Origin of the sequence: Streptomyces durhamensis, assembly GCF_000725475.1 — a bacterium.
GTDB lineage: Bacteria > Actinomycetota > Actinomycetes > Streptomycetales > Streptomycetaceae > Streptomyces > Streptomyces filipinensis.
The window spans coordinates 209,863-236,782 of the sequence record NZ_JNXR01000015.1 but is presented as its reverse complement, the minus strand read 5'-3'; the positions used below and the strand labels follow the sequence as shown (position 1 = coordinate 236,782).

Below are 26,920 nucleotides of genomic sequence, written 5' to 3'. Positions count from 1 at the left end.
GTGGGCGAAGGGCGAAGGACGGCGGCCGGGACGCGGTGGACCGCGAAGGCAGCGGACGTGCACCCGCGCCCTGTGCCCGGGAACCCGGTGCCGTCCGGCATGCACCACGGGGCGGCCATCGAGTCCACGCCAAGCCTTCAGGGCGGCTTCATCCGGGAGTTGCGGGGTCGCGGGATCCTGCAGCGCGTGAGCGAGGGAAGACCGGCCGGACGCGCGGGCGCCGGACTCCACGGCAACGGTGTCGCCGGGCCCGGCCGGCACGGGGCGTACGAGGGCGACGTCGGCGGGGCGGTGCCCGACGGCCCGTTCGTCCCGGCCGGGATGGTCCGGCCCGAGCCGCCTCCGGCTCGGGGCACGCTGTCCGAGCACCGGGCGAGCACACCGCCGGTGCGCATCCGGTGCCATCGGCACGAGGGCGTCGTCGTCGCCAACCACCAGCACCTTCGGGGCCTGGGCTGGCTGACCGGCACCTGGGAACTGACCCTCGCCGACGGCCGTACGCTGACCGGACCCGCCCGGTTGCCCGATCTGCGGCCGGGCGAGACGGCCGCCGTACCGCTGCCCTTCCCGGTGCCACGCGACAGCGGCGAGGCCTGGCTGGCGCTGCGGGTGACCGTCGCCCGGGACCAGCCGTGGGCGCCGCGCGGGACCGAGGTGTGCGTGCCCCGGATACGGCTCCGCGGGCCCGCCCCGGCCGCGGACACCACTACGGTGACGGCATGCCACGTTCTCCCAGGTGCCCGGCGGACGAACGGGCGAGCACCCTGGTGACCGACGCTCCGCCGGACCCGGTCACCCGGTCCGCCCGCCGGCACGCCGGCGCCGAGGTGGTCGTGGCGGGAGTTCCGGGAAGGGAGCAGACGTGAAGCTGACGATTCTGGGCGGCGGCGGATTCCGGGTGCCGCTCGTGTACGGTGCCCTGCTGGCCGACCGCGGGGAAGGGCGGGTCACCGAGGTCGTCCTGCACGACCTGGACGACCGTCGACTGTATGCGGTGACCCGTGTACTGCGGGAGCAGGCCACCGGTGTCCCCGACGCCCCCCGGGTGACCGCCACCACCGACCTCGACCAGGCGCTCACGGGCGCCGGCTTCGTCTTCTCCGCGATCCGCGTCGGCGGGCTGGCGGGCCGGGCGGACGACGAGCGGGTGGCGCTCGCCGAGGGCGTGCTCGGCCAGGAGACCGTCGGCGCGGGCGGCATCGCCTACGGTCTGCGCACCGTGCCCGTCGCCGTCGACATCGCCCGGCGGGTGGCCCGCCTCGCGCCGGACGCCTGGGTCATCAACTTCACCAATCCGGCCGGCCTGGTCACCGAGGCCATGTCCCGGCACCTCGGCGACCGCGTCATCGGCATCTGCGACTCACCCGTCGGCCTCGGCCGCCGTATCGCCCGCGTCCTCGGCGCCGACCCGAAGGAGGCCCACATCGACTACGTCGGCCTCAACCACCTCGGCTGGGTGCGCGGCCTGCACGTCGCCGGACGCGACGAACTCCCGCGCCTGCTCGCCGACCCCGCGCTGCTCGGCTCCTTCGAGGAGGGAAGGCTGTTCGGCGCCGACTGGCTGCAGTCGCTCGGCGCGATCCCCAACGAGTACCTGCACTACTACTACTTCAACCGGGACGCCGTACGCGCCTACCAGCAGGCCGAGCAGACCCGGGGTGCCTTCCTGCGCGACCAGCAGGCCCGTTTCTACGCGGAGGCCCTGCGCACCGACCGCCCGGCGCTGGACGTGTGGAACCGCACCCGCGCCGAGCGGGAGGCGACCTACATGGCCGAGAACCGGGAGAGCGCCGGCGCGGGGGAGCGTGAGGCCGAGGACCTGTCCGGGGGCTACGAGAAGGTGGCGCTGGCGTTGATGCGGGCGATCGCCCGGGACGAGCGCACGACGCTGATCCTGAACGTGCGCAACCGCAGCACCCTGCCGGTGCTCGACGCCGACGCCGTCATCGAGGTCCCCTGCCTGGTCGACGCCAACGGCGCCCACCCGGTCGCCGTCGCCCCGCTGCCGGGGCACGCCACCGGGCTGGTCTGCTCGGTCAAGGCCGTCGAACGGGAGGTGCTGGCCGCCGCCGGATCCGGCTCCCGGCAGACGGCCGTGAAGGCCTTCGCGCTGCACCCGCTGGTCGACTCGGTCAACGTGGCGCGCAGGCTGGTCGCGGGCTACATCGAGGTCCATCCTGGTCTGGCGTACCTGAAGTGAGTGGTGCCGCCGCGTCCGTCCGCCCCCAGCGTCGGCCGGCTTCCGCGGCGTCCCTCCGCTCGGCCCAGCGTCCATGGGAGACCGCCATGCACGACGAACGCCGCCGGATCGAGGAGCGCGTCGAACGCCTCCACCACCAGCGCATCAGGCCCGCGATCTACGCGGCCGCCGTCCCGCTGGAGGTGGAGGCCTGGCAGGCCCCGGGGGAACCGGTTCCCTTCGAGGAGGCCGCGGCCGCCCCGTACACGCCCTTCGCGACGGACACCCCATGGGGCCCGCCCTGGGGGACGACCTGGTTCCGGATGCGCGGCCGGGTGCCCGCCGAGTGGGCCGGCCAACGGGTGGAGTCGGTCATCGACCTGGGTTTCGTCGGCGACTGGCCCGGCAGCCAGGCCGAGGCGCTCGTCCACCGCACCGACGGCACCCCGCTGAAGGCGGTCAACCCGCTCAACCAGTACGTGCCGGTCGCCCACCCGGCGGCCGGCGGGGAGGCGGTCGCGTACCTGGTGGAGGCGGCCTCCAACCCGGACGTCCTCGCGAACGGCTTCGCCGGCCCGACCCCGCTCGGCGATGTACGGACGGCGGGCGACCGTCCACTGTATACATTCCGCCGCGCCGATCTCGCCGTGCTCGACGAGCAGGTCTGGCACCTCGATCTCGACCTCCAGGTGCTGCGCGAACTCATGGCGGAACTCGGCGAGCACGACCCGCGCCGCCACGAGATCACACACGCCCTCGACCGGGCCATGGACCTGCTCGACCTGGACGACATCCCCAGCTCGGCCCCCGCCGTGCGCGACGCCCTGCGCCCGGTGCTGGCCAAGCCCGCGCACGCCAGCGCGCACCTCGTCTCCGGCGTCGGCCACGCGCACATCGACACCGCCTGGCTGTGGCCGGTCCGCGAGACCCGGCGCAAGGCGGCCCGGACCTTCTCCAACGTCACCGCGCTCGCCGACGAGTACGAGGAGCTCGTCTTCGCCTGCTCCCAGGCCCAGCAGTACGCGTGGGTGCGCGACCACTCCCCGCACGTGTGGGAGCGGATCAAGAAGTCGGTGGCCAAGGGACAGTGGGCGCCGGTCGGCGGCATGTGGGTCGAGGCCGACGGCAACCTGCCCGGCGGAGAGGCCCTCGCCCGTCAGCTCGTCCACGGCAAGCGGTTCTTCATGGACCATTTCGGCATCGAGACCAAGGGGGTCTGGCTGCCGGACTCCTTCGGCTACACCGCCGCCTACCCGCAGCTGGCCCGGCTCGCCGGCAACGAGTGGTTCCTCACCCAGAAGATCTCCTGGAACCAGACCAACACCTTCCCCCACCACACCTTCTGGTGGGAAGGCATCGACGGCACCCGCATCTTCACCCACTTCCCGCCCATCGACACCTACAACGCCCGTTTCAGCGGCGCGGAGCTGGCCCGGGCCGTCCGCAACTATGCCGAGAAGGGCGGCGCCACCCGCTCCCTGGCCCCCTTCGGCTGGGGCGACGGCGGAGGCGGCCCCACCCGCGAGATCATGGAACGGGCCCGCCGCCTGAAGAACCTGGAGGGCTCCGCGAAGGTCGAGATCGAACACCCCGACGCCTTCTTCGCCAAGGCCCGCGAGGAGTACCCGGACGCCCCGGTCTGGGCGGGTGAGCTGTACCTGGAGCTGCACCGCGCCACCTCCACCACGCAGGCCCGCACCAAACAGGGCAACCGGCGCTGCGAACACCTGCTGCGCGAGGCCGAGTTGTGGGCCACCACGGCCGCCGTGCACGCGCCGGACTACGCCTACCCGTACGACCAGCTGGACCGTCTGTGGAAGACGGTCCTGCTGCACCAGTTCCACGACATCCTGCCCGGCTCCTCCATCGCCTGGGTGCACCGCGAGGCCGAGGCCGAACACGCCCGCGTGAGCGAGGAACTGCGCGCCCTCACGGGGGAGGCGATCGCCGCGCTGGGTACCGGCGGCCCCCGTGTGTTCAACACCGCCCCGTACCGGCGCGCCGAGGTGGTCCGCACCCCTGAGGGCGCACCCGTGTACGTCGAGGTGCCCGCGAACGGTTCCGCGCCCCTCACCCCCGCCGACCCCCCGCACCCGGTCACGGTCTCCGGGCGCACCCTGGACAACGGAATCGTCCGTGTCCAGGTGGCGGTCGACGGAACACTGTCGTCTGTACACGATCTACGGGCGGGCCGCGAAGTCCTCGCCGGCCAGGGCAATCTGCTCCGCCTCCACACGGACCTGCCCAACTGCTGGGACGCCTGGGACATCGACAAGCACTACCGGAACCGTTACACCGACCTGCTGGAGCCCGACTCGGTCTCCGTGGCCGAGGAAACGCCGCTGGCCGGCGCGATCCGCGTGGTCCGCTCCTTCGGCAGGGGATCCCGCATCACCCAGACGATCACCGTGCGGGCGGGCAGCGCCCGCATCGACTTCGAGACGGACATCGACTGGCACGAGACGGAGAAGATCCTCAAGGCGGGCTTCCCCGTCGACCTGCGCGCCCCGCACTCCTGCGCCGAGATCCAGTTCGGCCACGTCCAGCGGCCCACCCACACCAACACCAGCTGGGAGGCGGCCCGTTTCGAGGTCTGCGGGCACCGCTGGGTGCACATCGGCGAAGCCGGCTACGGCGTCGCGCTCATCACCGACTCCACCTACGGTCACGACGTCTCCCGTACCGTCCGTGCGGACGGCGGGACGACCACCACGGTCGGGCTCAGCCTGGTGCGCGCCCCGCGCGTCCCCGACCCCGAGGCCGACCAGGGCCGGCACCGCTTCACCTACGCGCTGCTGCCCGGCGCGGGCATCGAGGACGCGGTGGCCGAGGGGTACGCCCTCAACCTCCCGCTCCGCGTGGCCGATGCGGCGGGCGAGCCCGAACCGGTCGTCTCCGTGGAGGGCGAGGGCGTGACCGTGGAGGCGGTCAAACTCGCCGACGACGGCTCCGGGGACGTGGTGGTACGGCTGTACGAGTGCCGGGGCGGCCGGGCCGCCGGGGTGCTGCGCACCGGATTCCGGCTGGCCGGTGCCGTGATCACCGACCTGCTGGAGCGGCCGCTGGCCGACGCGGAAGACGGCCCCGACGGCTCGGTCCCGCTCGCACTGCGGCCCTTCCAGATCCTGACTCTGCGTCTGCGCCGGTCGCTTTCCTGACCCGGCGGGCCGGCCGGTCGCTCCCCGTGACCGCGACCGACCGGCCCGTCCCCCCGGGCCCCCGTTCCCCCGTTGCTCCCCCGTGGGTGTTGCTGTCATGGAGAGCCGCGGGACGGCGTCCTGATACACCCCCGCGGGAAAAAAATGTCCCCCGGTTCCAGGGAACCGGGTGACACCCAGGGCGCGTTCAGCCGGTGAACCCGGCCGTGACCGACGTGAACTGCCAGTTGTTCTGGCCGATGCCGGAGCAGTTGCTCACCACGCCGCCGCCCGCGCAGGGCCGGTCGCGGTTGACCGACCAGAAGGCGAGCCGCGCGATGTGGTGGGAGTTCGCCCAGTCGCGGATCTGGCTCCAGATCGCCGGGGTGGTCGTCTCCTGCTGGTCCGACAGGCCGTTCATGCCCGAGATGCCGATGTGCGCGTAGGCGGTCGCGTCGTCCCAGCCGAAGACCGACTTCAGCTTGTTCTTCAGGCCCTCCGCCGCGTTCACCGTGTTGCCGTACATGTCCGAGCCGCCGCCGAAGTCGAACGGCATGATCGTGAACACGTCGATGCCGGCGCCGAGCGACTGCGCCTGCTCGATCAGCCGGTTGCCGTAGTACGTCGGTCCGGTGGTGGAGGTGCCGAAGGTGACGATGGTCTTCAGGCCGGGGTTGTCGGCCTTGACCGTCTTCAGCGCGGTGAGGATCTTGGCCTGTACGGCCTCGTTCTCGAACTCGTCCGTGTTCTCTATGTCCATGTCGACGGCCTTGAGACCGTAGGCGTCGATCACCTTCTGGATGGCGCCGGCGAGCGCCGCCGCGGAGGAGCAGTCGGCGCCCAGCTTGCTGCCCTGCCAGCCGCCGAAGGACGGGACGATGTCACCGCCGGCGGACCGGACGGCGTCGACCGCGCTCTGGTCGGCGCCGCCGGTGAGCGGCCGGCTGCCGTCCCAGGCCGGGGTGCAGCCGCCGGAGTCCAGCACGAACGCCATCGTGAACCACTTGATCCCGGTCGCGCTCATCACCGTCGTCGGGTTCGGCGGATCGCCCCAGCCCTCGTACAGATACGGCGCGGCCTGCTTGAACCCGGCGCCGCCGCCGCTGCCCGCGTTCGTGGTCACCAAGACGGCGTTGGAGGCGGCCGAGACGTTCTGGGCCGCGTCGTGCGCCTTCACCGTGAAGGTGTACGAGGTGCTGGGTGACAGCCCGCCGACCGTGGCGGACGTACCGGAGACGGTGAGCACCTGGTTGGCGCCGCTGTAGATGTCGTAGCCGGTCACGCCCACGTTGTCCGTGGCGGCGTTCCACGACAGCGAGACGCTCGACGACGTCTTGCCGGTCGAGGTGAGGCCCGTCGGCGCGGTCGGCGCCTGTGTGTCCCCGCCGCCCCCGCCGCCCGGCCCGTCCAGGCCGATGTCGTCGGCCCAGTAGGTGCCCTGGGCGTACCAGCCGTGGACGTAGAGGGTGGCGCTGGTCTGCGCGGCACCGGTGGTGAAGGTGAGGCTCAACCGGCTGTACGCCGACGGCGACGTCGTCCAGGTCGAGGCGCCGCCGGTCACGCCCAGGTACACATAACTGCCGCGTACCCAGCCGCTGAGGGTGTACGTCGTGTTCGGCTGGACGGCGACCGTCTGACTGCACTGTGCGTCGTCGCTGTCGGTCACCGCGCCCTGCAGCGCCTTGGAGCCGCCGTGCACGGGGGAGGAGACGACCGAGCCGAGGTTGCCGGTGCAGGTCCAGGGGGAGAGGCCGCCGGACTCGAAGCCGGGGTTGGTGAGGAGGTTGGCCGCCTGAGCGGTACCGGGGAGGGCGACGGCCCCGCCGACCGCGAGGGCGACGGAACCGAGCAGGGCGAGGAGCCGACGTCTGGGACGTCCGAGTGGATTGCGCACGCGATCTCCCTGTGGGGATGGGGTGTTCGGGAGTGCACGGCTGTGCGGAGGTGCGCCAAGAAATTTGGTATGGACCAATCGAACTGTCAAGCACCCGCGCGCCGAAAGGGGCGCGCGGAACCGCGCGAGCGAGCACGCGGCACCCGCGGCCGGCGTGCGGTCTAGAGCGGCAGGGCCTCCACCGCCGACGCCGGCTGCACGGGCAACGCCGGAAGGGTGATCTCCGCCTCCCTCTGCCGGGGGAGCGCCACGGGCAGAAGCGGCCGCGCCCCCGACACCACCGTGTAGTCCTGGCCCAGGAACGGCGGTTCGAGAACCCCCGGGTCCTCGCCCAGCGCCAGCCGCACCGCGGCCCAGGGCGCGTTCACCCCGCACAGGGACAACTGGTGCAACCCCCCGGAGGGCCTCGTGTTGACGTCCAGCAGCACCGGCCGGTCGCCGAGCATGCGGAACTGGACGTTGGACAGGTGGTGCACCCCGAAGCCCTCCACGACCAGCCGGGCCGGTTCCAGCCACCGTTCGTCCAGGGTGAAGCCCCGCCGCCGGCCGTTCTTGGTGCGGCCCACCGCGAGCCGCAGCCGGTTGTCCGGTCCGGTCAGGCAGTCCACGGACACCTCGGGCTGCTCCAGGCGAGGCATCACCAGCCAGTCCACCGGCTCCCCGGCCCGCCGCAGCGCCTCGACGACCAGGTCCAGCTGGACGTACGGGCTCGGGAACCCCGTGAGGTGGGCCAGCGAGAACGGCGCGCGGGTGATCACCCGGAAGCCGACCCCGCCGGAACCGGCGGCCGGCTTGAAGCACGCCCGGTACCCGCCCGCCTCCAACTCCTCGACGGCGGCGAGGAGTTCGTCCGCCGTGCGCACCCGCCACCACGGCGGCACCGGGACCCCCACGGAGCGGACCGCCTCGTACGCGGTGGCCTTGTCCTCGAACACGGCCACCGCCTGGGGGGTCGGCGCCAGCAGCGCCGTACCGGCCGCCGCGAACTCCGCGCGGTGCGCCACGATCGCCGCCTGGTGCAGCCGGGGCACGAACACGTCGATACCGCGCCGGACGCACTGGTCGAGGGCGTACTCGACGTACGCGGCCGGGGACAGGCCCTCCGGCTCCAGGTCGGCGGTGTCGGCGGCGGCCAGGACGGGGGAGTCGGGGTCCCCGTGTGTGGCGTGGATCTCCACCGCGCGATCGCTGGGATTTCTGCGCAGCTGATCCATGAAGAACACGTTCTCCGCGTACGTGCGGTTGAGCCAGACGCGTACGCGAGAGAGCATGCAGGCCGCCTTTCAGGGTTTTCGGGCAGGGCTCAGCGGCCCGTGCCCGGGCAGGAGGGAGGAAGGGACACCGAACAACCCCTGCGAAAAGGGAGGTTGGGGTTCCGGTGTCGGGGCGATCATACGGCTTTCAAGAGCCCGCGCGTGCAACGCGCATGTTACGGATCGGGGGGCCTTTCCAGGCCGGTGCCGGCCCCTGCCGTGACCCGCGAGCGGGCGGCCGAGGTGCCACTTGTCCGCTGTCCGGGAATGTGTTCTTGTGGTTCAGGCAGAGGATGATCGGAAAGGGGTGCGGGGTGGAGTCTGCGGCCGGGGCCGGACAGCTGCTGGCCATCAGCGACCTGCACATCACCTATCCGGAGAACCGCGCCCTGGTCGAGGACATGCGGCCCGCGAGCGACGAGGACTGGCTGATCGTGGCCGGTGACGTCGCCGACACGGTGGCCGACATCCGCTGGGCCCTCAAGAAGCTGGCGGGCCGTTTCCGCAAGGTGCTGTGGGCCCCCGGCAACCACGAGCTGTGGACGCACCCGAAGGATCCCGTCACGCTGCGCGGCGTCGCCCGCTACGAACACCTGGTCGAGCTGTGCCGGGACCTGGGCGTCGTCACCCCCGAGGACCCCTACCCGGTGTGGCGGGGGCCCGGCGGCCCGGTCGCCGTCGCCCCGCTGTTCCTGCTGTACGACTACTCGTTCCTGCCGTCCGGCTGCGCCACCAAGGCCGAGGGCCTGGCCTACGCGCACAGTACCGGCATCGTCTGCAACGACGAGTACCTGCTGCACCCCGACCCCTATCCGACCCGGGACGCCTGGTGCCGGGCGCGGGTCGCCGAGACCGAGCGCAGGCTCGCCGCGCTGCCCGCGGACCTGCCGGTCGTACCGGTCAACCACTATCCGCTGCACCGGCATCCCACCGAGGTGCTGTGGTATCCCGAGTTCGCCATGTGGTGCGGCACCGAGCTGACGGCCGACTGGCACCGCCGCTTCCCGGTCGCCACGATGGTCTACGGGCATCTGCACATCCCGCGCACCACCTGGCACGACGGAGTCCGCTTCGAAGAGGTGTCCGTAGGATATCCCCGCGAATGGCGCAAGCGTCCGGAACCGCCGGGAAGGCTGCGCCGCATCCTGCCGATGGAGGTCGAAACCGGTGATCGAGGCGCTGCTCCCGGAGTCGGTCGTGGCCGTGGAGGCACACGGTGACGACCCGCTGTGGGACGCCCCGCTCCACCCCGGCGAGGCCGCGCTCGTCGAACGCGCGGTCGACAAGCGCCGCCGTGAGTTCGCGGCCGTACGCGGCTGCGCCCGGCAGGCCATGGAGAAGCTGGGTATGCCGGCCCAGGCCGTGCTCAGCAGCGAGCGGGGTGCGCCGCGCTGGCCGGCCGGCCTGATCGGCAGCATGACCCACTGCGACGGCTTCTGCGCCGCCGCCCTGGCTCGCGCGGACGATCTCGTCTCCCTCGGCATCGACGCGGAACCGCACGGTCCGCTCCCGGAGGGTGTCGGCCGCTCCGTCTTCCTGCCCGTGGAGAGCGAGCGGCTCGCCCGGCTCGCCGTACAGCGGCCTTCCGTGCACTGGGACCGGATCCTGTTCAGCGCCAAGGAGTCCGTCTACAAGGCGTGGTTCCCGCTCACCCGCACCTGGCTGGACTTCTCCGAGGCCGACATCACCCTGCACCCGGTCCCCGGCGACGAGCCGCACGGCACCCTGCGCGCCGAACTCCTCGTCCCCGGGCCCCGGGTCGGCGACCGCCGGCTGCAGGTCTTCGAGGGCCGGTGGGCCGTGCGCGACGGGCTGGTCGCCACCGCCGTGGTCGTCCCGCACCCCTGAAGCCCCGGCCGGGCCGGCCGCGGGCGCAGGCCGCGTGCGGCGGTCCGCTCAGGCCGGCGGGCACCAGTGGCGCAGCAGACGGAAGAACCGCTCCTCGTTGCCCGTCAGGCCGGCGCGCGCCAGGGCCTGTTCCGCCTCGGCCAGCGCGGCCGGCGGCAGTACGACGGGCCGGCTCTCCTCGGGTGGCCCGTCGAAGGCGGCGCGCACCGTATGGAGCAGCCGCAGATAGGCCTGTACGGCGGTGCGCTCACGGTCGGTCAGTACGGCGGTGGGCATCGGTCGGCTCTCCCCGGGTAGGCGTCGCGGTCATGCGCACGGCGGCGCAGCGCACCGCACAGGACGGCGCACACCCCCAGCTTGCCGTCCACCACTGACAACGCCGCTCGGCCCCGCGCCGGTTCGCCCGCTCAGCGCAGGCGAGAACCGGCCACGCCGAGTTCGAGGCGCGGCCGGGCCCGTGCCCCAGGGCGCCGCGGCACCCGGGGCCTCAGCCCTGTGCGCCCGGATATCCGAGGGAGGCCTCGATGCGCCCGGCCACGTCGTCCCGCTGCACCGGACCACGCAGGGCGGAACCGGGCAGCCACGTGCGGCACTTGCGGGCCAGCAGCAGGCCGAAGGTCTCGGCGTCCCGCTCCTCGGCGAGGTCGAAGCGGGTCCGGGCCGCGACCCGCTGCACCGTGGCCTGGAGCGCGTCCCGGTCGGTGTCGTCGTACAGCAGCCGCGTGGCGACCGGGACACCGTCGACGTGGTGTCCGCGGTGGTCGGCCTGCATGTGCCACAGCTCGTGGCCGAGGATCACCAACTGGTGGTCGGGCGCGGTGCGTTCCTCCACGACGACGAGGTCCCGGTCGGTCAGGTCCAGCCACAGCCCGCTCGCCGTGCCCGGCGGGAAGGCCGCGGCCCGGAAGTGCACCGGCCGGCCGCGGCGCCGGCTCATCGCCTCGCACAGCGCGCGGTACAGCTCCCCCGGCGGTGCCGGCGCCGGCAGCCCCAGCCCGCCCACCAGCTCGTTGCACAGCCGGCGCATGTCCCTGCCGATGCCCACAGTCCTCCCCCGGCTCACGACTCGGGCCGCTTGACGCTCTCCAGGAGCATGTCGAGCCACTCCGCGACCTTGTCCCGGTGCTGGTCGGTGGGCAGCTGGGCGGCCCGCCAGGCTATGCCGCGCACCCCGTGGTCCTGCAGCAGCCGCTCCAGCGGGTCCTGCGCGGCCCCGGCGGCGGCCCGCTCCCGGTCGGCGAGCTTCTGCAGCAGTTCCTGCTCGGTGCGCTGCAGCGCGCCCGCCAGCGCCTCGGGGTCCTCCGCGGTGAGGAAGCCGGCGTGCACCCGGAAGAAGCGCTGCAGCGCGTCGCAGTGCTCCATGGTCGGGCGCCGGTCGCCGTTGATGAGGGCGCCGGCCTGCTGCCGGGACATGCCCGCGCCGTCGGCGATCTCCTGCTGGGTGTACTTGCGGCCGTTGGGTTTCAGCCGGGTGCGCCGCAGCAGGCCCAGGCGCTGCAGAAAGCGCGCCTGGACGTCCGGTTCGCCGGCCGGCCGGCCGCTGAGCAGCGCCTTGACCACCGCCTCCGGGACGCCGCAGGCCACGCAGAGCCGCCCGACGTCGAAGACCTCGGCCTGTGGCACGCCGAGCCGGTCGGCGAGCGCGGTGACGCGGGCGACGACGGCCGGCAGCTGGGCGGTCGCCGTGGCGCCCGGATCCTCGTAGCCATCCGTCACCGACAGAACTCCTACGTCTCTCGAGGGCTTCAGATGTGTCCGTGCTTCTCACGAGCGATCGCCGTGAACTTCCCGGAGAGTAGCGGGTGCCTCGAACTCACATCCAGGTGTCGCCACAACTGTGGCGAATTTCAGCCGTCAACGGGCACCGAATGCCACGATAGTTGACACGGTCTTGCCGGGGGCCGCAGGATCGCAGGGCCGCGTGAAGGCGGCAGAGGCAAGAGGGGTGACCTCCCGATGGCACATCAGGCAGGAGGGCGGCGGCCGGCACCGCGGCCCGTCCCCGAGACCTGCGAGACCCAGGCGTACCTCCAGGACTACGCCGTACTGCTGGAGGCCGTCGGCTGCCCGTCCCTGGTGGTCGACCACCGCTGGGACGTGGTGATGGCCAACGGTGCGTTCGAGACACTTTTCCGCGGCGTGCGCCCGCATGCGACGGCCATGCCGGGGGACAACTTCCTGCGGTTCGTCCTGTTCCACCCGGACGCGGGCGACGTCCTCGGCGAGCACGAGCAGGGCTGGTGTCTGCCGATGCTGGCCCATCTCCGGTCCGCCCTGGAGACGTACGGTCACGACCACGAACTCCAGGCCCTCCGCCGGGACATCGCCCAGGACCCCCTCATGGAGGCCGCCTACCGGCAGGGCCTGCCGCACTGGATCCGGGCCGTCGGGGAGACGGCCACCCGGCTCGACGGGGCCGTGCGGCTGCTGCAGCATCCCGACCCGCGCCGCGGCCCCGCCGAGTGCCGCATCGTCGAGGAGACGCCCGGGGTCCTGCGCGAGCTCGGCTACCGGCGGCTGACGATGGTCCTGCGCGAGAGCCGCCGGCCCGCCGCCCCCGTGCGCCGCCCGCGCCGGCCGCGTGGCCCCGCGGGGCACCTCACGGTCGTCCGCGCCCCCGAGGACTGACCCGGCACCGCCGGCGTTCAGGTCGCCGGCGGCGCCGGGCCGGGGGAGGTTCCACGGCCCGGCACGCAGCGCCCCGGCGGGGACGCGGGCAACCGCGGTGCACGCCGGCACCTGCCCCGTCCCGAACCGCGACCTAGCCAGGGGCCGCCCGGCCATCGCGATCGGCTCCCAGGACGTCTGCACCCCCGGGAAGGCGGTCGACGGCGACGCGAACTCCTCCTGGGAGTTGGCCGACGACGCCTTCCCGCAGTCCTGGACGGCCGGCCTCGGCTCGTCCTGCGCCGTGCGGCGGCCGGTGCGGAAGCTGCCCCCGTCCTCGGCTGGGGCGTCTCACCGTCAGCGCCAACACCGGCTCGCCTGCGGGGCAGTTCAGTGAGGTGGAGGCGGATCCGACGTCCTGACCCCGTCGGTCCCGCGCCGCGCGGTGCGGGGCCCCGGCGTGTCCACCGGGCCTCGGAAAACGATCACCTCTCCGGACAAGTAGCCGCCCAAATGGGCTGGGTCACCAAGATGACCTGGGGCAAGTGTCGAGAGAGCCGTGTGGTCTGTGCACAGCTGCACCACATATACCGTCGACTTTCACATGGGCGCCACCAAACCCTTCCCTGACGTTTGGTGCTCTTGGAACACTCGCTCCGCGCACGTTTCCGCATGCTCCGAGCCTGTGTACCAGGATGAGAGGACCCTCACACCCATGGCCGAAGTAAACCGGCGCCGCTTCCTCCAACTCGCGGGTGCCACCACCGCGTTCTCCGCGCTGTCCAACAGCATCCAGCGCGCCGCGGCCCTGCCCGCGCACCACCGCACCGGGACGGTCAAGGACGTCGAACACATCGTCGTCCTGATGCAGGAGAACCGATCCTTCGACCACTACTTCGGCACGCTGCGAGGTGTCCGCGGCTTCGGCGACCCCCGTTCCGTCACCCAGAACGGCCGGTCCGTCTGGAAGCAGTCCGACGGCACGAAGGACGTCCTGCCCTTCCACCCGGACGCCGACGACCTGGGCCTGGCGTTCATCCAGGACCTGCCGCACGGCTGGCAGGACACCCACGCCGCCTTCAACGGGGGCAAGTACGACAAGTGGGTGCCGTCCAAGGGCACCACGACGATGGCGTACCTGACCCGCAAGGACATCCCGTTCCACTACGCGCTCGCCGACACCTTCACCCTCTGCGACGCCTACCACTGCTCCTTCATGGGCTCCACCGACCCGAACCGTTACTACCTGTGGACCGGTTACGTCGGCAACGACGGCAAGGGCGGCGGCCCGGTCCTCGGCAACGACGAGAAGGGCTACGGCTGGACCACGTACCCGGAGCGGCTGGAGCAGGCCGGCGTCTCCTGGAAGATCTACCAGGACGTCGGCGACGGCCTCGACGCCGCCGGCGGCTGGGGCTGGATCAACGACGCCTACCGCGGCAACTACGGCGACAACTCGCTGCTCTACTTCAACCGGTACCGCGACGCCAAGCCCGGCGACCCGCTGTACGACAAGGCCCGCACCGGCACCGACGCCAAGAAGGGCGAGGGCTTCTTCGACCGGCTGAAGGCCGACGTCAAGACGGGCAAGCTGCCGCAGGTCTCCTGGGTCGTCGCCCCCGAGGCCTTCACCGAGCACCCCAACTGGCCCGCGAACTACGGCGCCTGGTACGTCTCCCAGGTCCTGGACGCGCTCACCTCCGACCCCGAGGTGTGGGCCAAGACGGCTCTGTTCATCACCTACGACGAGAACGACGGCTTCTTCGACCACGTCATCCCGCCGTTCCCGCCGGCCTCCGGGGCGCAGGGCAAGTCGACCGTGAACCCCTCGCCGGACCTGTTCAAGGGCGACGCGAGCCATGTCGCGGGTCCCTACGGGCTCGGCCAGCGCGTGCCGATGCTGGTGGTCTCTCCCTGGAGCAAGGGCGGTTACGTCTGCTCCGAGACCTTCGACCACACCTCGGTCATCCGGTTCATCGAGCGCCGCTTCGGCGTGCACGAGCCCAACATCTCGCCCTGGCGCCGCGCCGTCACCGGCGATCTGACCAGCGCCTTCGACTTCTCCCGCAAGGACACGAAGCCGGTCGCGCTGCCGTCCACGGCCGGCTACGCGCCGCCGGACCGGGTCCGTCACCCCGACTACGTGCCCAAGCCGCCCGCCCACCCCTCCCTGCCCAAGCAGGAGCGCGGCAGCCGGCCCACCCGCCCGCTGAAGTACGCCCCGGTGGTCGACGGTTCCGCGGACACCGCGAACGGCACCTTCACGCTCACGTTCGCGCCGGGGGCGCACGCGGGCACCGCCTTCCTCGTGACCTCCGGCAACCGCACCGACGGCCCCTGGACCTACACCACCGAGGCGGGCACCTCCCTGTCCGACACCTGGAACTCGGCCTACTCCGGCGGTGTCCACGACCTCACCGTGCACGGTCCCAACGGCTTCCTGCGGGTCTTCAAGGGCAAGGGCAGGACCGCGGGCCCGGAGGCGACCGCCCGGCACGTGGGCGACCACCTGGAACTCACCTTCACCAACAAGGTTTCCGGCACGGTGAAGCTCAAGCTCGTGAACGGCTACGGCGGCACGCCGGCCACCGTGTCCGTACGGCCCGGCGCGACCGTCAAGCACACCGTCGACCTCACGGCGAGCAAGCGCTGGTACGACGTGACGGTCACCTGTGACGCCGATCCGGCCTTCGTGCGCGGCTTCGCCGGCCACGTGGAGAACGGGCAACCCGGCGTCAGCGACCCGGCGATCGCAGCGGAGTGAACGGGCGATGAACACCGCTCCGTGCGGACTGGTCAGGTACCGGTCACATCAGGGTAGTGTGCCCCGGTGACCACGCAATCGAACACCCCTGCAGGCTGGTACCCGGATCCGCACGGAGCCCCGCAGACGCTCCGCTACTGGGACGGCGCTCAGTGGACAGAGCACACCAACCCGGCGCAGGCGCCCGCCGGCCAGGTGCCCCAGCAGCAGGCCTCCCCTCAACAGCAGGCCGCCCCCCAGCAGTACGGCGCCCCGCAGGCGCAGGCCTCCGACCCCAAGGTGCAGCGCCAGGTGCAGCAGCAGGCCGGGGTCGCGGCCGGCGGCCCCGGCGGCGGCACCCTCTTCACCGAGCCGGTCCTGGTGGTGAACCAGAAGGCCAAGCTGATCGAGGTGACCAACGAGTACAAGGTCATGGATCAGAACGGCCGCGACCTCGGCTCGGTCACCGAGGTCGGCCAGGGCGTGCTGCGGAAGATCTTCCGCTTCGTCTCCAGCTGGGACCAGTTCCTGACCCACAAGCTGGAGATCCGCGATGCCTACGGCCAGCCGCAGCTGCTGCTGACCCGGCCCGCGAAGATCTTCAAGTCGCGGGTCATCGTGACGCGGCCGGACGGTTCGACGGTCGGTGAGATCGTCCAGCAGAACATGATCGGGAAGATCAACTTCGCCATGAACGCGAACGGCCAGCAGGTCGGCGCGATCAAGGCGGAGAACTGGCGGGCGTGGAACTTCGCCATCGTCGACCACGCGGACAACGAGGTCGCCCGGATCACCAAGACCTGGGAGGGCCTCGCCAAGACGCTCTTCACCAGCGCCGACAACTACGTCCTGCAGATCCACTACCAGCTGCCCGAGCCGCTGCTGAGCCTGGTGGTGGCGACGGCCCTGACCGTCGACACCGCGCTGAAGCAGGACTCGCGGGGCTGGAACTGAGCAGGGCCCGACGGGGAGAACGGGACACGGGGAGTACGGCGACGGCGGCCGGTACGCGACATCGCGCGTAGCGGCCGCCGCCGTGTGTCCGCGGCCCGGGTGATCAGAGCGCGGTGAGGTGGCCCGGCTGTTCCGGCTGCCGCGGCACCAGGGCCGGTTCGGCGGTCGCCGTGCCCGCGTCCAGGGCCAGCACCGCGGCCACGGGATGGTCGTCGTCCTCGGCCACCGGCCGCACGGGGTGCACCGGCTCCGGTGCGACCCGGGTGAGCAGGACCACGCCCCAGGCCGCCAGGCCCGCTCCGGCCAGGGCCAGCAGGACACCGGCCGGGCCGCCCCTGAGGCCCTGGCCGAGCAGGGTGAGGCCGATCCCGGCGGCGGCCACCGGGTTGGCGAGGGTGACCACGGCCAGCGGCGCGCCGAGGCCGCCGCGGTAGGCGGTCTGGGACAGCAGCAGCCCGCCGACGGCGAACGCGGCCACGAGCACGGCGACGACGACCACCTCCGCGCCCAGGGCCGGACCCGTGCGGTCGGTGGCCGCCACGGTCACCGTCTGGGTCAGCGCCGAGGCGACACCGGAGGCGAAGCCGGACGCCGTCGCGTGTCTGAGGCCGGGCCGGGCGCCGGGCCGGGAGAGCACGCCGATCGCCGCGGCGGTCGTACCGGCGACCGCCAGCGCCTCGGTCAGGGTCAGCACCCGGGCGGGCGCCGGACCGGAGGCGGTGACGAGCAGCGCGGCGAGCCCGAGCAGCGTCAGCGCCGTACCCCGCCACTCCGCCGTGCTGACCCGGCGCCCGGCCGCCCGCGCTCCGAGCGGTACGGCCGCGACCAGGGTGAGTGCGCCCAGCGGCTGGACGAGGGTGAGGGGGCCGTACTTGAGGGCGACGACGTGCAGCAGGGCGGCGGCCGCGTTCAGTCCCACCGCCGACCACCAGGCGCCGGTGCCGAGCAACCGCAGCAGGCCGGTGCCGGTGGAACGGGAGGCGAGGCGTTCCTGGGCGACGGCGGCCAGCGCGTAGGCGACGGCCGAGACGAGGGAGAGGGCGACGGCGATCACGGCGGCGGTGCTCATCGGCCCGCTCCCACCAGGACGCTCTCGCGCGGGGCGAGCCGGCCGGAGCCGCGTGGCGCCGGTGTGGCCGTCCGGTGCGGCGGACGGAGCACGGCCAAGGCGGTGCCGAGCATCGCCGTCGCGACGATCGCGTCGAGCCAGTAGTGGTTCGCCGTGCCCACGATCACCAGCAGGGTGACCAGCGGGTGCAGCAGCCACAGCCGGCGCCACCGCGACCGGGTGGCGGCCATCAGGCCGACGGCCACCATCAGCGCCCAGCCGAAGTGCAGCGACGGCATCGCCGCGAACTGGTTGGACAGGTGGTCGCTGGACGGCGGGCCGTACACGGAGGGGCCGTACAGGCGGGCCGTGTCCACCAGGCCGGTGCCGGTCAGCATCCGGGGCGGGGCCAGCGGGAAGGTGAACGGCAGCACCAGTGCGGCGGCGGTGACGACCGCGAGGACCCGGCGGGCCCACACGTAGTGCGCGGGCCGCCTGAGGTACAGCCAGACCAGGAAGGCGAGCGTCGCCGGGAAGTGGACGGTGGCGTAGTAGGTGTTGGCCAGGCGGGCGAGGGTGTCGCCGTGCAGCAGTGCGGACTGCACGGCGGTTTCGTGCGGCAGGTGCAGTGTCCGCTCCAGGTCCCACACGCGGTGGGCGTTGCGGAAGGCGCTCGCGGTGTGCCCGGTGGCCAGTTGCCGGCCGAGCTTGTAGACGAGGAAGAGCCCCGCGACCAGCAGAAACTCACGTATCAGTGCCGGACGCGCCTGCGCGTGCGGCACCGCTTCTGCCTCTGCAGGCTCGGTTCGGGCGTTCATCCCCCGGCCCCCTCGCTGACGGTGTGCGTGTGGTGGTGGGTCCGGGCCCCGGTCCCGGGCCCCGGCTCATCGATACGTCCTCGTACCGATACGCCAGTGTACCGATACGATGGAGTACCGGTACACTGGCGTATCGATTGATGTGCGACACACTGGAGACAGGGTCGAAGGCCCCGCTGGAGCGCTGCTCCAGCCGGCCGTCACGGATGACCCCCGGACACGAGTGAGAGGAAGCACCGCATGACGTCGCAGGACGCGGACGGACCGGAGACGGTCGTCGCCTCGCGCCGCTCCAAGATCACGCCGGAGCGTGAGCGGGAGTTCTTCGACGCCGTGCTGGAGCAGATCCGCGAGTGCGGCTACGAGTCGGTCACCATGGAGGGCGTCGCCGCCAGCACCCGCTGCAGCAAGTCCACGCTCTACCGGCAGTGGAAGACCAAGCCCCAGTTCGTCGCGGCCGCGCTGCGCGCCAGCCGCCGGGTGCGGTTCGCCGGCATCGACACCGGATCGCTCGCCGAGGACCTGCGCCAGGCCGCGCGGGCCGCGGGCGACTGGTCCGGCAAGGACACCAAGCTGCTGCAGGCGCTCGGGCACGCGGTGACGGCGGACCATGAACTGGCGCAGGCGCTGCGCGAGGCGCTGGTGCATCCGGAGATCGCCGCGTTGCAGGAGATGCTCGCCCGGGGGGTGGCCCGCGGCGAGGTGCGAGCGGACCATCCGGCGCTGGAGTACATCCCCGCGATGATGTTCGGCGTGCTGCGCGTGCGGCCCGTGCTCAGCGGCCAGTACGCCGACGCCGACTATCTCGCCCGGTTCGTGGAGGCCACCGTGCTGCCCGCGCTCGGGCTGACGCAGGGCTCGGGCTGACGCAGGGCTCGGGCTGACACCGGACCCAGGCCGCCGTTCACGGGATGACCGAACGGCGACCTGTCCGCGCCGCACCGTGGGGACGGGGGCGGCGCGCACCCCCCGGCCGGGTGGGGCTCCTCTTGAGCGGAGGGGAGCCCCATCCGGCCGCATCATGTGCCGGCGGGGACGGGGGTCACGGGACGGGGGTCAGGGGAAGGGGATCAGACGTCCTGGCCGTTCCCGCCGCCGGACGAGACCTTGATCCCCTTCAGGATCTCGTCGATGACCGACGTCTTCTGCCCGACGTCGATGCCGAAGCGCACCACCACGATCTGCTGGGCGTCGTCGGGCGAGGGGAAGGCGACCGACTCGACATAGCCGTCGGCGCCCTTGCTGGTGACCGCCTTCCAGCGCACCATGTAGCCCTCCTGCCCGGCCACCGTCACCGGGCCGGAGGCCAGCACCTGGTGCGAGGTGATGCTGCCGTAGGTCTTCCCGCCGTAGGACTGCCTGGCGTTGGCCGCGATGTCCGTCTCGGCGACCTTCTCGGCCGTGCCGCCCTGGATCCCCAGCGACCGGGCCGGAGCCGTGTAGGCGCCGCCCGAGGTGCAGACATGGGCGGAGTCGCCCGGGCACTTGTAGGAGTCGTCGGAGGTCACCTGCGCGCCGACGCTGATCGTCTGCCCGGTCCAGCCCTCGGGCACCGGCAGGCTGATCCCGTTGACCGGGTCCGGCAGCGTGCCGCCGCCCTTGACCTTGGGCGCCTCGGACTGGCCGGGCGACGGCGAGGCCCCGCCGGACCCGCCCGGACCGCCGCCCGGTCCGCCTGAGTCGCCGGGACCGCCCGAGCCGCCGGGCCCGCCGCCCTGGCCGCCGTCCTGCCCGCCCGTGGCGCCCTGCCGCGCCCCGGCCCGGTCGCCGCCGCCGTGGTCCTGGGCCAGGAGGTACACACCGACCCCGATGCAGGCCAGGACCGAGGTCGCCACCGTGACGGCCGCGGCCGTGCGCAGACCGCGCCGCGGCCCGGCCGGGGCCGCGGCGGGGTGGTCCGGATACGCCGCATACCCCGGCTGTGCGCCGTACGCCGGGGGCGCGGAGGGCGCCGCCGGGTGCGCCGGCTGCGGGGCGCCGGCCATCGGCGGCTGCGCCGGGGGACCCCACGTGGCGGCCGTCCCGGCGGAGCGGGTCTGGTCCGTCCAGGCCTTGCCGTCCCACCAGCGCTCGGTGGGCGGACCGTCGTTCGTCTGCCCGGGGTCGGGGTACCACCCGGGAGGAGTCACCTGCGTCATGCCCCCACCGTATGAGGCGACGGTGAAAGTGGGATGAGAGGATTCACGATCAATCTGTCGGACGGGACATTTCGCCCGCACTTTTCTTCTCTCACGTCTCTTCTCTCACGGCTTCCCGTCCGCCCCCTCCACCACCAGCCGCACCGGCCCGCGCGCCGCGGGCGGCGGCAGCCGGAACCCGTCCCCGCCCGGAGTCAGCGATCCCAGCACGCTCGCGTGCCGGGCGCCGGTGCTGCGCGGATCGGTCCCGGGCAGGCCGTGGGCGGTCAGGAAGCCCAGGACCGCGAAGGCGTACGCCTCCTTCGCGGCGCCGGGCAGCCCCAGCTCGTCCGAGGCGCGTACCGGGACGGGCCCGAGCTGCTCCCGGAGCATGCCCGTCAGCACCGGGTTGCGGATGCCGCCGCCGGACGCGATCACCTCGGTCGCGCCGACGGCCCGCACCGCGTCCGCGACCGTCCGGGCCGTCAGCAGCGTGAGGGTCGCCAGAGCGTCCTCGGGGCGGATGCCGTCGAACAGCCCGGCCGACCGCAGATACCCCCGGTGGAACACCTCCTTGCCGGTCGTCTTGGGCGGCGCCAGCGCGTAGTACGGCTCCGCCAGCAGCCGGTCCAGCAGCCGTCGCTCCGGCCGCCCGCGCCCGGCCAGCGCGCCGTCCGCGTCGTACGCCTCGCGCCCGCCGCTGAACTCCCGGACGGCCGCGTCCAGCAGCGCGCAGCCCGGACCGGTGTCGAAGGCCGTCCCGTCCGGCGCGGTCAGGTTGGCGATGCCACCGATGTTCAGGGCCACCGCCCGGCCCGGCCTGCCGCGCAGCCACAGCAGGTCGACCAGGCTGACCAGCGGCGCGCCCTGGCCGCCGGCCGCGACGTCCCGGGCCCGGAAGTCGGCGACCACCGGCAGTCCGGTCGCCTCCGCGATCCACGCCGGCCGGCCCAGCTGGAGCGTGCCGTGCACCCGGCCGCCGTCCGCCCAGTGATAGACGGTCTGCCCGTGCGAGGCCACCAGCTCGGCCCGCCCCGCGCACAGTTCGCGGTCGGCCCGGACGGCCGCCGCCGCGAACGCCCGCCCGATGCCGGTGTCCAGCCGGCACACCTCGGCGAGCGGTACGGCGGCCGGCGGCAGGGCCCGTGTGAGGGCGGCGCGCAGACCGGCGTCGTACGGGCTGCTCACCATCCCCAGGGGCCGCAGCAGCAGCGTGTCACCGTCGAGCCGGAGTTCGGCCGCCGCCGCGTCGACCGCGTCGTACGACGTCCCCGACATCAACCCGATCACCAGCATCGGTCACCTCCCTCTCCGCTTCCGTTCTCCGCGGACCGCGCGTCGTCCGTGGGCCCTGTGTCGCCCGTGGGCCGGGCCAGCAGGGCCAGGGCGCTGACCGCGCACGCCGCCGCCGCGTAGTACGCGGGTACGTCCGGGTTACCGGTGCGGCGCACCGCCTCCGTGATGATCAGACCCGCACAGCCGGAGAACACCGCGTTCGCCAGGGCGTAGGCGAGTCCGAGGCCCGTCCAGCGCACCCCGGTCGGGAACGTCTCGGCCAGCAGAGCGGGACCCGGACCCGCCATCAGGCCCACGACCGCGCCCGCGGCGGCCAGCGCCCCTCCCTTCGCGACGCCCGAAGCGGCCGGATCCTGCAGGACGTCGAGCAGGGGCAGCGCCGTCACCGTCACCAGCACGGCCCCCGCGAACAGCACCGGCCGCCGCCCGACCCGGTCGCTCAGCAGCCCCGCGGGCAGGATCGCCGCCGCGAAACCGGCGTTCGCCACGGCCGCGGAGAGCAGCGCCCGCCGGACGTCCGCGTGCAGCGAGACCTGGAGGTACGAGGGCAGCACCACCAGGAAGGTGTAGCCGGCCGCCGACCAGCCCGTCACCCGCGCCGCCGCGAGCAGCAGCGCCCCGGACCCGAGCCGCGCCGTCCGCGCGCCCGGCGCGCCCGCGTGGGCCAGGAAGGACGGCGTCTCCGTCAGTCCCGCCCGCAGCCACAGCGCCACCAGCCCGAGCGGCAACGCGAGCAGGAACGGCAACCGCCAGCCCCAGGAGGCCAGTTGGGATCCGGTGAGCGCCGTGGCCGTCAGCGCCGCCACGCCCGCCCCGCAGAGCAGCCCCAGTGCCACCGTGAACGACTGCCACGCCCCGTACAGACCCCGCCGGCGCGGCGGAGCGAACTCCGTCAGCACCGTGACCGCACCACCGAACTCGCCGCCCGCCGCCAGCCCCTGAACGGCCCTCAGGAGGGTCAGCAGCCACGGTGCGAGCGCGCCCGCGGTGGCGTACGTCGGCAGTACGCCGATCAGCGTCGTCGTGCCCGACATCAGCGCGACCACCGCGATCAGCACCGGCCGCCGCCCCCACCGGTCGCCCAGCCGGCCGAACAGCACCGCGCCGAGCGGCCGGAAGAAGAAGGCCAGCGCGAACGAGGCGTACGTGCGGACCAGTGCCTCGGCGGAGCCGCCGCCCGCCGGGGCGAAGAACCGCTCGGCCAGCACCGTCGCCAGAAAGCCGTAGACCCCGAACTCGTACCACTCGACGAGATTGCCCACCGACCCCGCCGCCACCGCGCGCACCGTCGGCCGCCGCGAGGGCGCGCGGGCGCCGGAAACAGGTTTCGTGCCAGCCATGGTTGACGCTCCGTCCGCTGCTGACCGGCGGCTCGGGCCGGGTGCGCGTCGCCTGCCCGCACCCGCGTTCACCCACCGGGGCAACAGCTGCCCCGACCGGCCACCACACATCCCACCGGACGGCTAGGCTCGTGGTCTGTACGTCATTCGGGCGACCTGGGGAGGTATCGGAATGACGGAGGGACGGCCGCCGGCGGCCGCCTCGGCCTGCCTGTGGGAGCGGGACGGGGAGATCGCCACCGTCGCGCAGGCACTCGACCTCCTGTGCGCCGACCAGTCGTCCGCGGGGAGTCTGCTGGTCATCCGCGGCGAGGCGGGCCTCGGCAAGACCGCGCTGCTGGCCGAGACGCGCCGCATCGCCGAACGCCGCGGCTGCGCCGTGTGGTCCGCGCGGGGTGCGGAAACCCTGCGGTCGGTCCCGTTCAACGTGGTACGGCAGCTGCTCCAGCCCGCTCTGCTGTCCCTGCTGCCGGAGGAGGCCCGCGAGTACCTCGGCGACTGGTACGACATCGCCGGCCCCGCCCTCGGCATAGCCGAACCGCAGGAAGGCAGCGCCGACCCGCAGTACGTGTGCGACGGACTCGTCGCGGCGGTACGCCGGCTCGCCCGCCGCGAGTGGCCGCTCGTGCTGCTGATCGACGACGCCCACTGGGCCGACCAGGAGACCTTGCGCTGGCTCGCCGCCTTCGCCGAACGCCTGGACGACCTCTCCGTCCTCGTCGTGGTCGCCCGCCGGCCCGGCGAGGTCAGCGGCGACAGCGCCCGCCACCTCGACGCGGTGGCCGCCGCGGGCCGTACCGTGAGCAGCCTCAGGGCCCTCACCCCCGACGCCGCCGCCGGACTCACCCGCGCCACCCTCGGCCGGCACGCCGACGACGCGTTCTGCCGCGAGGTCTGGGCCGTGACCGCCGGCAACCCCTACGAGACCGTCGAACTCCTCGCCAAGGTGCAGGACAGCGAACTCCAGCCGGTCGAGGGCCGGGCCGGCGAACTGCGCGCCCTCAACCGCGCCGCGCGCGGCGGCGGACTGGTCGACCGGCTCAAGGGGCTCGGCCTGGAGGCCACCCAGTTCGCCTGGGCCGCCGCCATCCTCGGCACCGGCATCACCGTCGACATGGTCGCCCGCCTCGCCACCATGGACGAGGCCGTGGCCCGGCACTGCGCCGACCTGCTCTGCACCGCCCGCATCCTCACCGAACCCGCGCCGGTGGCCGGCACCGAGCGCGAGGAGGGCGAGCTGGAGTTCGTCCACCCGCTCATCGCCACCGCCGTCTACAACTCCATCCCCTCCGGCGTGTGCACCGCCATGCACGGTGTCGCCGCCCAGATCATCACCGAACTGGGCCGCGGCGCCTCCCAGGCCGCCCGGCACCTGCTGAAGGTGCACCCGGACGGGGACGAGGAACTCGTCGAGCAGCTGCGCGAGGCCGCCCGCGACCACCTCGCCGTCGGCGCCCCGGACGCGGCCCGCATCTGCCTCGAACGCGCCCTGCGCGAGCCGCCGCTCCCCGACGTCCACGCGCACGTCCTGTACGAACTGGGCTGCGCCACCCTGCTCACCGCGCCCGCCGTCACCATCGAGCACCTCCAGCACGCCCTCGGCCTGCCCGGCCTCGACGGCCGGCGGCGGGTCGACGCCGTGGTCCGGCTGTCCCGGGCCCTGCTCCACAACGACCAGCTGGAGGAGGCCGTCCGCACGGTCGAGGCCGAGGCCGCACGGCACGAACCCGGCCCCGTCAAGCTGCGCCTGCATGCGGTGCAGTTCATGTGGGAGGGCATCCACGGCGAGACGGTCTCCCCGGCCCGCTCCCGGCGCCTGGCCGACCTCGCGCGCACCTGCACCGGCCGCGACAACGCCGAACGCGCCCTGCTGATCCTGCGCGGCTTCGACGCCATGACCCACGGCGAGAGCGCCGACGAGGTCCTCGAACTGTGCGACCGGGCCCTGGTCAACGGCCGCCTGGCACCCGGCCTCGGCTGGACCGACCAGGAGTGGGGCATGGAGCTGCTGATGATGCTCGGCAGCGCGTACGCCTATGCCGACCGGCTCGACCGCGCCGAGAGCCTCTTCGCCGAGGCCCTGCGTGCCTACACCACCGCCGGCTGGCGCGGCGGCCACCTCTCCCTCGCCAACGCCTTCCTCGGGCTCGCCTACCGCAGACAGGGCCGGCTGCGCGACGCCGAGTCCACCCTGCGCGAGGCCCTCGTCCTCGCCGAACGCGTCGGCCGCCGCCTGCCGCTGTACTGGTCGGCGACCTGCGGACTGGTCGACACGCTGCTGGCCCGCGGCCGTGTCGAGGAGGCCTGGTCGATCGCCGAGCAGTACGGCTTCGCGCCGCCCTACCCGTCCACGATCGTGCTGCCCGACATCCGCTGCGTGCGCGGCCGGCTGCTGCTGGCCGTCGGCCGCACCAGCGAGGGCGTCCACGAACTGGAGGCCGCCGAGAAGACGGCCGCCTCGCGCGGCGGCCACAACCCCGTCCTGTCGCCCTGGTCCGTCGACCTCGCGAGGGCCGTCGCCGACCAGGACCCGGCCCGCGCCGCCCGGCTCGCCTCCGACGCCCGCCGGCAGGCCGAGCGCTTCGGCACGGACACCGCCATCGGCGAGGCCCTGCGCTGCGCCGCCGCCCTGGAGACGGGTGGTCGGGCGGTCCAGCTCGCCGCCCAGGCCGTCACCTATCTGGAGGCCTCACCCTGCCAGTACGAACACGCGGCGGCCCGCGTCGAGTACGGCATCGCCGCCCGCTCCGTCGCGGAACTGGGCAGGGGCCTCGACCTCGCCCGGGCCTGCGGCGCGGAGGGGCTGGTGGCCCAGGCGAGGGAGGTGCTGGAGACGGGCCGGGGGCTGCGGTAGGCCGGCCTCACATCGCGAGCAGCTGCTCCGTGACCGCCGCCAGTCGCCTGCGTACCTCCGGGTCGTACGCCTCCTCGTGCGCCCGCGCCCGCCGCGTCCCGTCGAAGTAGCCTCCGCTGCCCCGCTCTTGCGTGGCCAGCGCCAGCACGCCCGGCGCTCCGTCGGCGACCGAGTTCCACGGGGCGATGCCGCCCTCGCGGACCATCGCCGTGTCCATGTAGGTGGCGGGGTGCACGACGTTCACCGACACCCCGGTGTCCGCCAGTTCCGCGGCGAGCGTGAAGGTGTGCGCGGCGAGGGCGAACTTGCTGCGGCAGTACGCCGACACACCGTCGTAGCCGCGGGTGAGTTCCGGGTCGCCGAAGTCGAGGGGTTCCTGGCCGGCCGAGCCGACGTTCACGATCCGGGCCGGCGGGTTCGCGCGCAGGACCGGCAGCAGGGACCGGGTGAGGACGACGGGCGCGAGATAGTTCACGGCGAGCCGCAGCTCATGGCCGTCGGCGCTCAGCTCCCGCCTCGAACCGGGCGTGCCGCCGCCCACTCCCGCGTTGTTGATCAGCACGTCGAGGCCGGGATACGTCCCTGCGACCCGGGCACCCAGCTCGCGCACCTCGGCGAGGCGGGCCAGGTCGGCGACGAAACCCTCGGCCTCGCCCTCGGTGCGCAGCTCCGCGACCAGCCGCTCGGTGCGCTGCCGGTCGCGGCCGTGGGCGAGGACCACATGACCGGAGCGGACCAGTTCGAAGGCGACGTACCGGCCGAGTCCGGAGGTGGCACCGGTGATCAGAATGGTGGACATGCTCTCACCCTAGGCACGGTCCGGCACCGGGAC

General features: G+C 73.3%; 20 protein-coding genes and 2 pseudogenes. 11 read left to right on the top strand and 11 right to left on the bottom strand.

The features are described from left to right. Positions 1-78 precede the first annotated feature (78 nt). The 3 genes and pseudogenes from IO33_RS0122915 to IO33_RS0122900 all read left to right on the top strand — a co-directional run. Positions 79-699 (top strand): annotated as a pseudogene (locus IO33_RS0122915) (DUF4981 domain-containing protein); the annotation flags it as partial. Between the two features lie 163 nt (positions 700-862). Beyond that, entirely contained in the window at positions 863-2,200 is a 1,338-nt protein-coding gene (locus IO33_RS0122905; protein ID WP_031167987.1) for a 6-phospho-beta-glucosidase, read from the top strand. Positions 2,201-2,286: 86 nt separating this feature from the next. Next, positions 2,287-5,337 (top strand): alpha-mannosidase, encoded by a 3,051-nt coding sequence (locus tag IO33_RS0122900; protein ID WP_031167985.1) that lies wholly within the window; start codon positions 2,287-2,289, stop codon positions 5,335-5,337. A gap of 187 nt (positions 5,338-5,524) precedes the next feature. On the opposite strand, the gene IO33_RS0122895 is transcribed toward IO33_RS0122900, so the two are convergent. Both IO33_RS0122895 and IO33_RS0122890 read right to left on the bottom strand, forming a co-directional pair. Further along, complete coding sequence (locus IO33_RS0122895) at positions 5,525-7,210, bottom strand: carbohydrate binding domain-containing protein (RefSeq protein ID WP_031167983.1); 1,686 nt, start codon at positions 7,208-7,210, stop codon at positions 5,525-5,527. A gap of 161 nt (positions 7,211-7,371) precedes the next feature. Beyond that, on the bottom strand, positions 7,372-8,481 hold the full coding sequence (locus tag IO33_RS0122890) for an ATP-grasp domain-containing protein (protein ID WP_031167981.1): 1,110 nt from the start codon (positions 8,479-8,481) through the stop codon (positions 7,372-7,374). Between the two features lie 296 nt (positions 8,482-8,777). Between IO33_RS0122890 and IO33_RS0122885 the strand changes: the two genes are divergently transcribed. Both IO33_RS0122885 and IO33_RS0122880 read left to right on the top strand, forming a co-directional pair. Beyond that, complete coding sequence (locus tag IO33_RS0122885; protein ID WP_031167979.1) at positions 8,778-9,683, top strand: metallophosphoesterase family protein; 906 nt, start codon at positions 8,778-8,780, stop codon at positions 9,681-9,683. After that, a complete protein-coding gene (locus IO33_RS0122880; protein ID WP_031167977.1) occupies positions 9,631-10,311 on the top strand; it encodes a 4'-phosphopantetheinyl transferase family protein in 681 nt (226 codons plus the stop codon). Before IO33_RS0122885 ends, IO33_RS0122880 begins: the two co-directional genes overlap by 53 nt. Positions 10,312-10,359: 48 nt before the next feature. On the opposite strand, the gene IO33_RS0122875 is transcribed toward IO33_RS0122880, so the two are convergent. The 3 genes from IO33_RS0122875 to IO33_RS0122865 all read right to left on the bottom strand — a co-directional run bounded on the left by IO33_RS0122875 (position 10,360) and on the right by IO33_RS0122865 (position 12,027). After that, positions 10,360-10,587: a hypothetical protein gene (locus IO33_RS0122875; protein ID WP_031167976.1), complete on the bottom strand. Its 228-nt coding sequence runs from the start codon at positions 10,585-10,587 to the stop codon at positions 10,360-10,362. Between the two features lie 211 nt (positions 10,588-10,798). After that, entirely contained in the window at positions 10,799-11,338 is a 540-nt protein-coding gene (locus IO33_RS0122870) for a toxin-antitoxin system, toxin component (RefSeq protein WP_078963873.1), read from the bottom strand. 32 nt (positions 11,339-11,370) lie between these two features. Further along, the gene (locus IO33_RS0122865; protein ID WP_031167974.1) at positions 11,371-12,027 is read right to left on the bottom strand and encodes a helix-turn-helix domain-containing protein; all 657 of its coding nucleotides are present in this window, start codon (positions 12,025-12,027) and stop codon (positions 11,371-11,373) included. Positions 12,028-12,267: 240 nt separating this feature from the next. Between IO33_RS0122865 and IO33_RS0122860 the strand changes: the two genes are divergently transcribed. The 4 genes and pseudogenes from IO33_RS0122860 to IO33_RS0122845 all read left to right on the top strand — a co-directional run bounded on the left by IO33_RS0122860 (position 12,268) and on the right by IO33_RS0122845 (position 16,615). Continuing rightward, positions 12,268-12,939 carry an MmyB family transcriptional regulator gene (locus IO33_RS0122860; protein WP_031167972.1) on the top strand — a complete coding sequence of 224 codons (672 nt, stop codon included), beginning with the start codon at positions 12,268-12,270 and terminating at the stop codon, positions 12,937-12,939. Between the two features lie 115 nt (positions 12,940-13,054). After that, positions 13,055-13,340 (top strand): annotated as a pseudogene (locus IO33_RS0122855) (discoidin domain-containing protein); the annotation flags it as partial. 293 nt (positions 13,341-13,633) lie between these two features. Continuing rightward, positions 13,634-15,682 (top strand): phosphocholine-specific phospholipase C, encoded by a 2,049-nt coding sequence (locus IO33_RS0122850; RefSeq protein WP_031167968.1) that lies wholly within the window; start codon positions 13,634-13,636, stop codon positions 15,680-15,682. Positions 15,683-15,748: 66 nt separating this feature from the next. Next, positions 15,749-16,615 carry an LURP-one-related family protein gene (locus tag IO33_RS0122845; RefSeq protein WP_031167965.1) on the top strand — a complete coding sequence of 289 codons (867 nt, stop codon included), beginning with the start codon at positions 15,749-15,751 and terminating at the stop codon, positions 16,613-16,615. 103 nt (positions 16,616-16,718) lie between these two features. Here IO33_RS0122845 and IO33_RS0122840 read toward each other — a convergent pair whose 3' ends face one another. Together IO33_RS0122840 and IO33_RS0122835 are read right to left on the bottom strand one after the other, a co-directional pair. After that, on the bottom strand, positions 16,719-17,684 hold the full coding sequence (locus IO33_RS0122840) for a DMT family protein (protein ID WP_031167963.1): 966 nt from the start codon (positions 17,682-17,684) through the stop codon (positions 16,719-16,721). Further along, positions 17,681-18,481 carry a phosphatase PAP2 family protein gene (locus IO33_RS0122835; protein ID WP_031167961.1) on the bottom strand — a complete coding sequence of 267 codons (801 nt, stop codon included), beginning with the start codon at positions 18,479-18,481 and terminating at the stop codon, positions 17,681-17,683. The genes IO33_RS0122840 and IO33_RS0122835 overlap by 4 nt, the downstream gene beginning before the upstream one ends. 240 nt (positions 18,482-18,721) lie before the next feature. Here IO33_RS0122835 and IO33_RS0122830 point away from each other — a divergent pair, with 240 nt between their 5' ends. Further along, positions 18,722-19,348: a TetR/AcrR family transcriptional regulator gene (locus IO33_RS0122830; RefSeq protein WP_031167959.1), complete on the top strand. Its 627-nt coding sequence runs from the start codon at positions 18,722-18,724 to the stop codon at positions 19,346-19,348. 203 nt (positions 19,349-19,551) lie between these two features. Here IO33_RS0122830 and IO33_RS0122825 read toward each other — a convergent pair whose 3' ends face one another. From IO33_RS0122825 to IO33_RS0122815, 3 genes are all read right to left on the bottom strand, one after another. Further along, entirely contained in the window at positions 19,552-20,619 is a 1,068-nt protein-coding gene (locus IO33_RS0122825; RefSeq protein ID WP_031167957.1) for a DUF2510 domain-containing protein, read from the bottom strand. Between the two features lie 105 nt (positions 20,620-20,724). Beyond that, positions 20,725-21,894 (bottom strand): anhydro-N-acetylmuramic acid kinase, encoded by a 1,170-nt coding sequence (locus IO33_RS0122820; protein WP_031167955.1) that lies wholly within the window; start codon positions 21,892-21,894, stop codon positions 20,725-20,727. Further along, entirely contained in the window at positions 21,885-23,234 is a 1,350-nt protein-coding gene (locus IO33_RS0122815; RefSeq protein ID WP_078963848.1) for an MFS transporter, read from the bottom strand. The genes IO33_RS0122820 and IO33_RS0122815 overlap by 10 nt, the downstream gene beginning before the upstream one ends. 172 nt (positions 23,235-23,406) lie before the next feature. On the opposite strand from IO33_RS0122815, the gene IO33_RS0122810 reads away from it, so the two are divergent. After that, positions 23,407-26,088 carry an ATP-binding protein gene (locus tag IO33_RS0122810; RefSeq protein WP_031167953.1) on the top strand — a complete coding sequence of 894 codons (2,682 nt, stop codon included), beginning with the start codon at positions 23,407-23,409 and terminating at the stop codon, positions 26,086-26,088. 7 nt (positions 26,089-26,095) lie between these two features. Here IO33_RS0122810 and IO33_RS0122805 read toward each other — a convergent pair whose 3' ends face one another. Continuing rightward, positions 26,096-26,887, bottom strand: coding sequence for an SDR family NAD(P)-dependent oxidoreductase (locus IO33_RS0122805; protein ID WP_031167951.1), 792 nt, complete (start codon positions 26,885-26,887; stop codon positions 26,096-26,098). Positions 26,888-26,920: the final 33 nt, after the last annotated feature.

Excerpts from the sequence above, each read along its gene's own strand:
- IO33_RS0122850 (WP_031167968.1), top strand. The coding sequence starts at position 13,634 with ATGGCCGAAGTAAACCGGCGCCGCTTCCTCCAACTCGCGGGTGCCACC.
- IO33_RS0122900 (WP_031167985.1), top strand. The coding sequence starts at position 2,287 with ATGCACGACGAACGCCGCCGGATCGAGGAGCGCGTCGAACGCCTCCAC.
- IO33_RS0122805 (WP_031167951.1), bottom strand. The coding sequence starts at position 26,887 with ATGTCCACCATTCTGATCACCGGTGCCACCTCCGGACTCGGCCGGTAC.
- IO33_RS0122860 (WP_031167972.1), top strand. The coding sequence starts at position 12,268 with ATGGCACATCAGGCAGGAGGGCGGCGGCCGGCACCGCGGCCCGTCCCC.
- IO33_RS0122815 (WP_078963848.1), bottom strand. The coding sequence starts at position 23,234 with ATGGCTGGCACGAAACCTGTTTCCGGCGCCCGCGCGCCCTCGCGGCGG.
- IO33_RS0122840 (WP_031167963.1), bottom strand. The coding sequence starts at position 17,684 with ATGAGCACCGCCGCCGTGATCGCCGTCGCCCTCTCCCTCGTCTCGGCC.
- IO33_RS0122870 (WP_078963873.1), bottom strand. The coding sequence starts at position 11,338 with ATGCGCCGGCTGTGCAACGAGCTGGTGGGCGGGCTGGGGCTGCCGGCG.
- IO33_RS0122825 (WP_031167957.1), bottom strand. The coding sequence starts at position 20,619 with ATGACGCAGGTGACTCCTCCCGGGTGGTACCCCGACCCCGGGCAGACG.
- IO33_RS0122810 (WP_031167953.1), top strand. The coding sequence starts at position 23,407 with ATGACGGAGGGACGGCCGCCGGCGGCCGCCTCGGCCTGCCTGTGGGAG.
- IO33_RS0122890 (WP_031167981.1), bottom strand. The coding sequence starts at position 8,481 with ATGCTCTCTCGCGTACGCGTCTGGCTCAACCGCACGTACGCGGAGAAC.
- IO33_RS0122875 (WP_031167976.1), bottom strand. The coding sequence starts at position 10,587 with ATGCCCACCGCCGTACTGACCGACCGTGAGCGCACCGCCGTACAGGCC.
- IO33_RS0122820 (WP_031167955.1), bottom strand. The coding sequence starts at position 21,894 with ATGCTGGTGATCGGGTTGATGTCGGGGACGTCGTACGACGCGGTCGAC.
- IO33_RS0122835 (WP_031167961.1), bottom strand. The coding sequence starts at position 18,481 with ATGAACGCCCGAACCGAGCCTGCAGAGGCAGAAGCGGTGCCGCACGCG.
- IO33_RS0122830 (WP_031167959.1), top strand. The coding sequence starts at position 18,722 with ATGACGTCGCAGGACGCGGACGGACCGGAGACGGTCGTCGCCTCGCGC.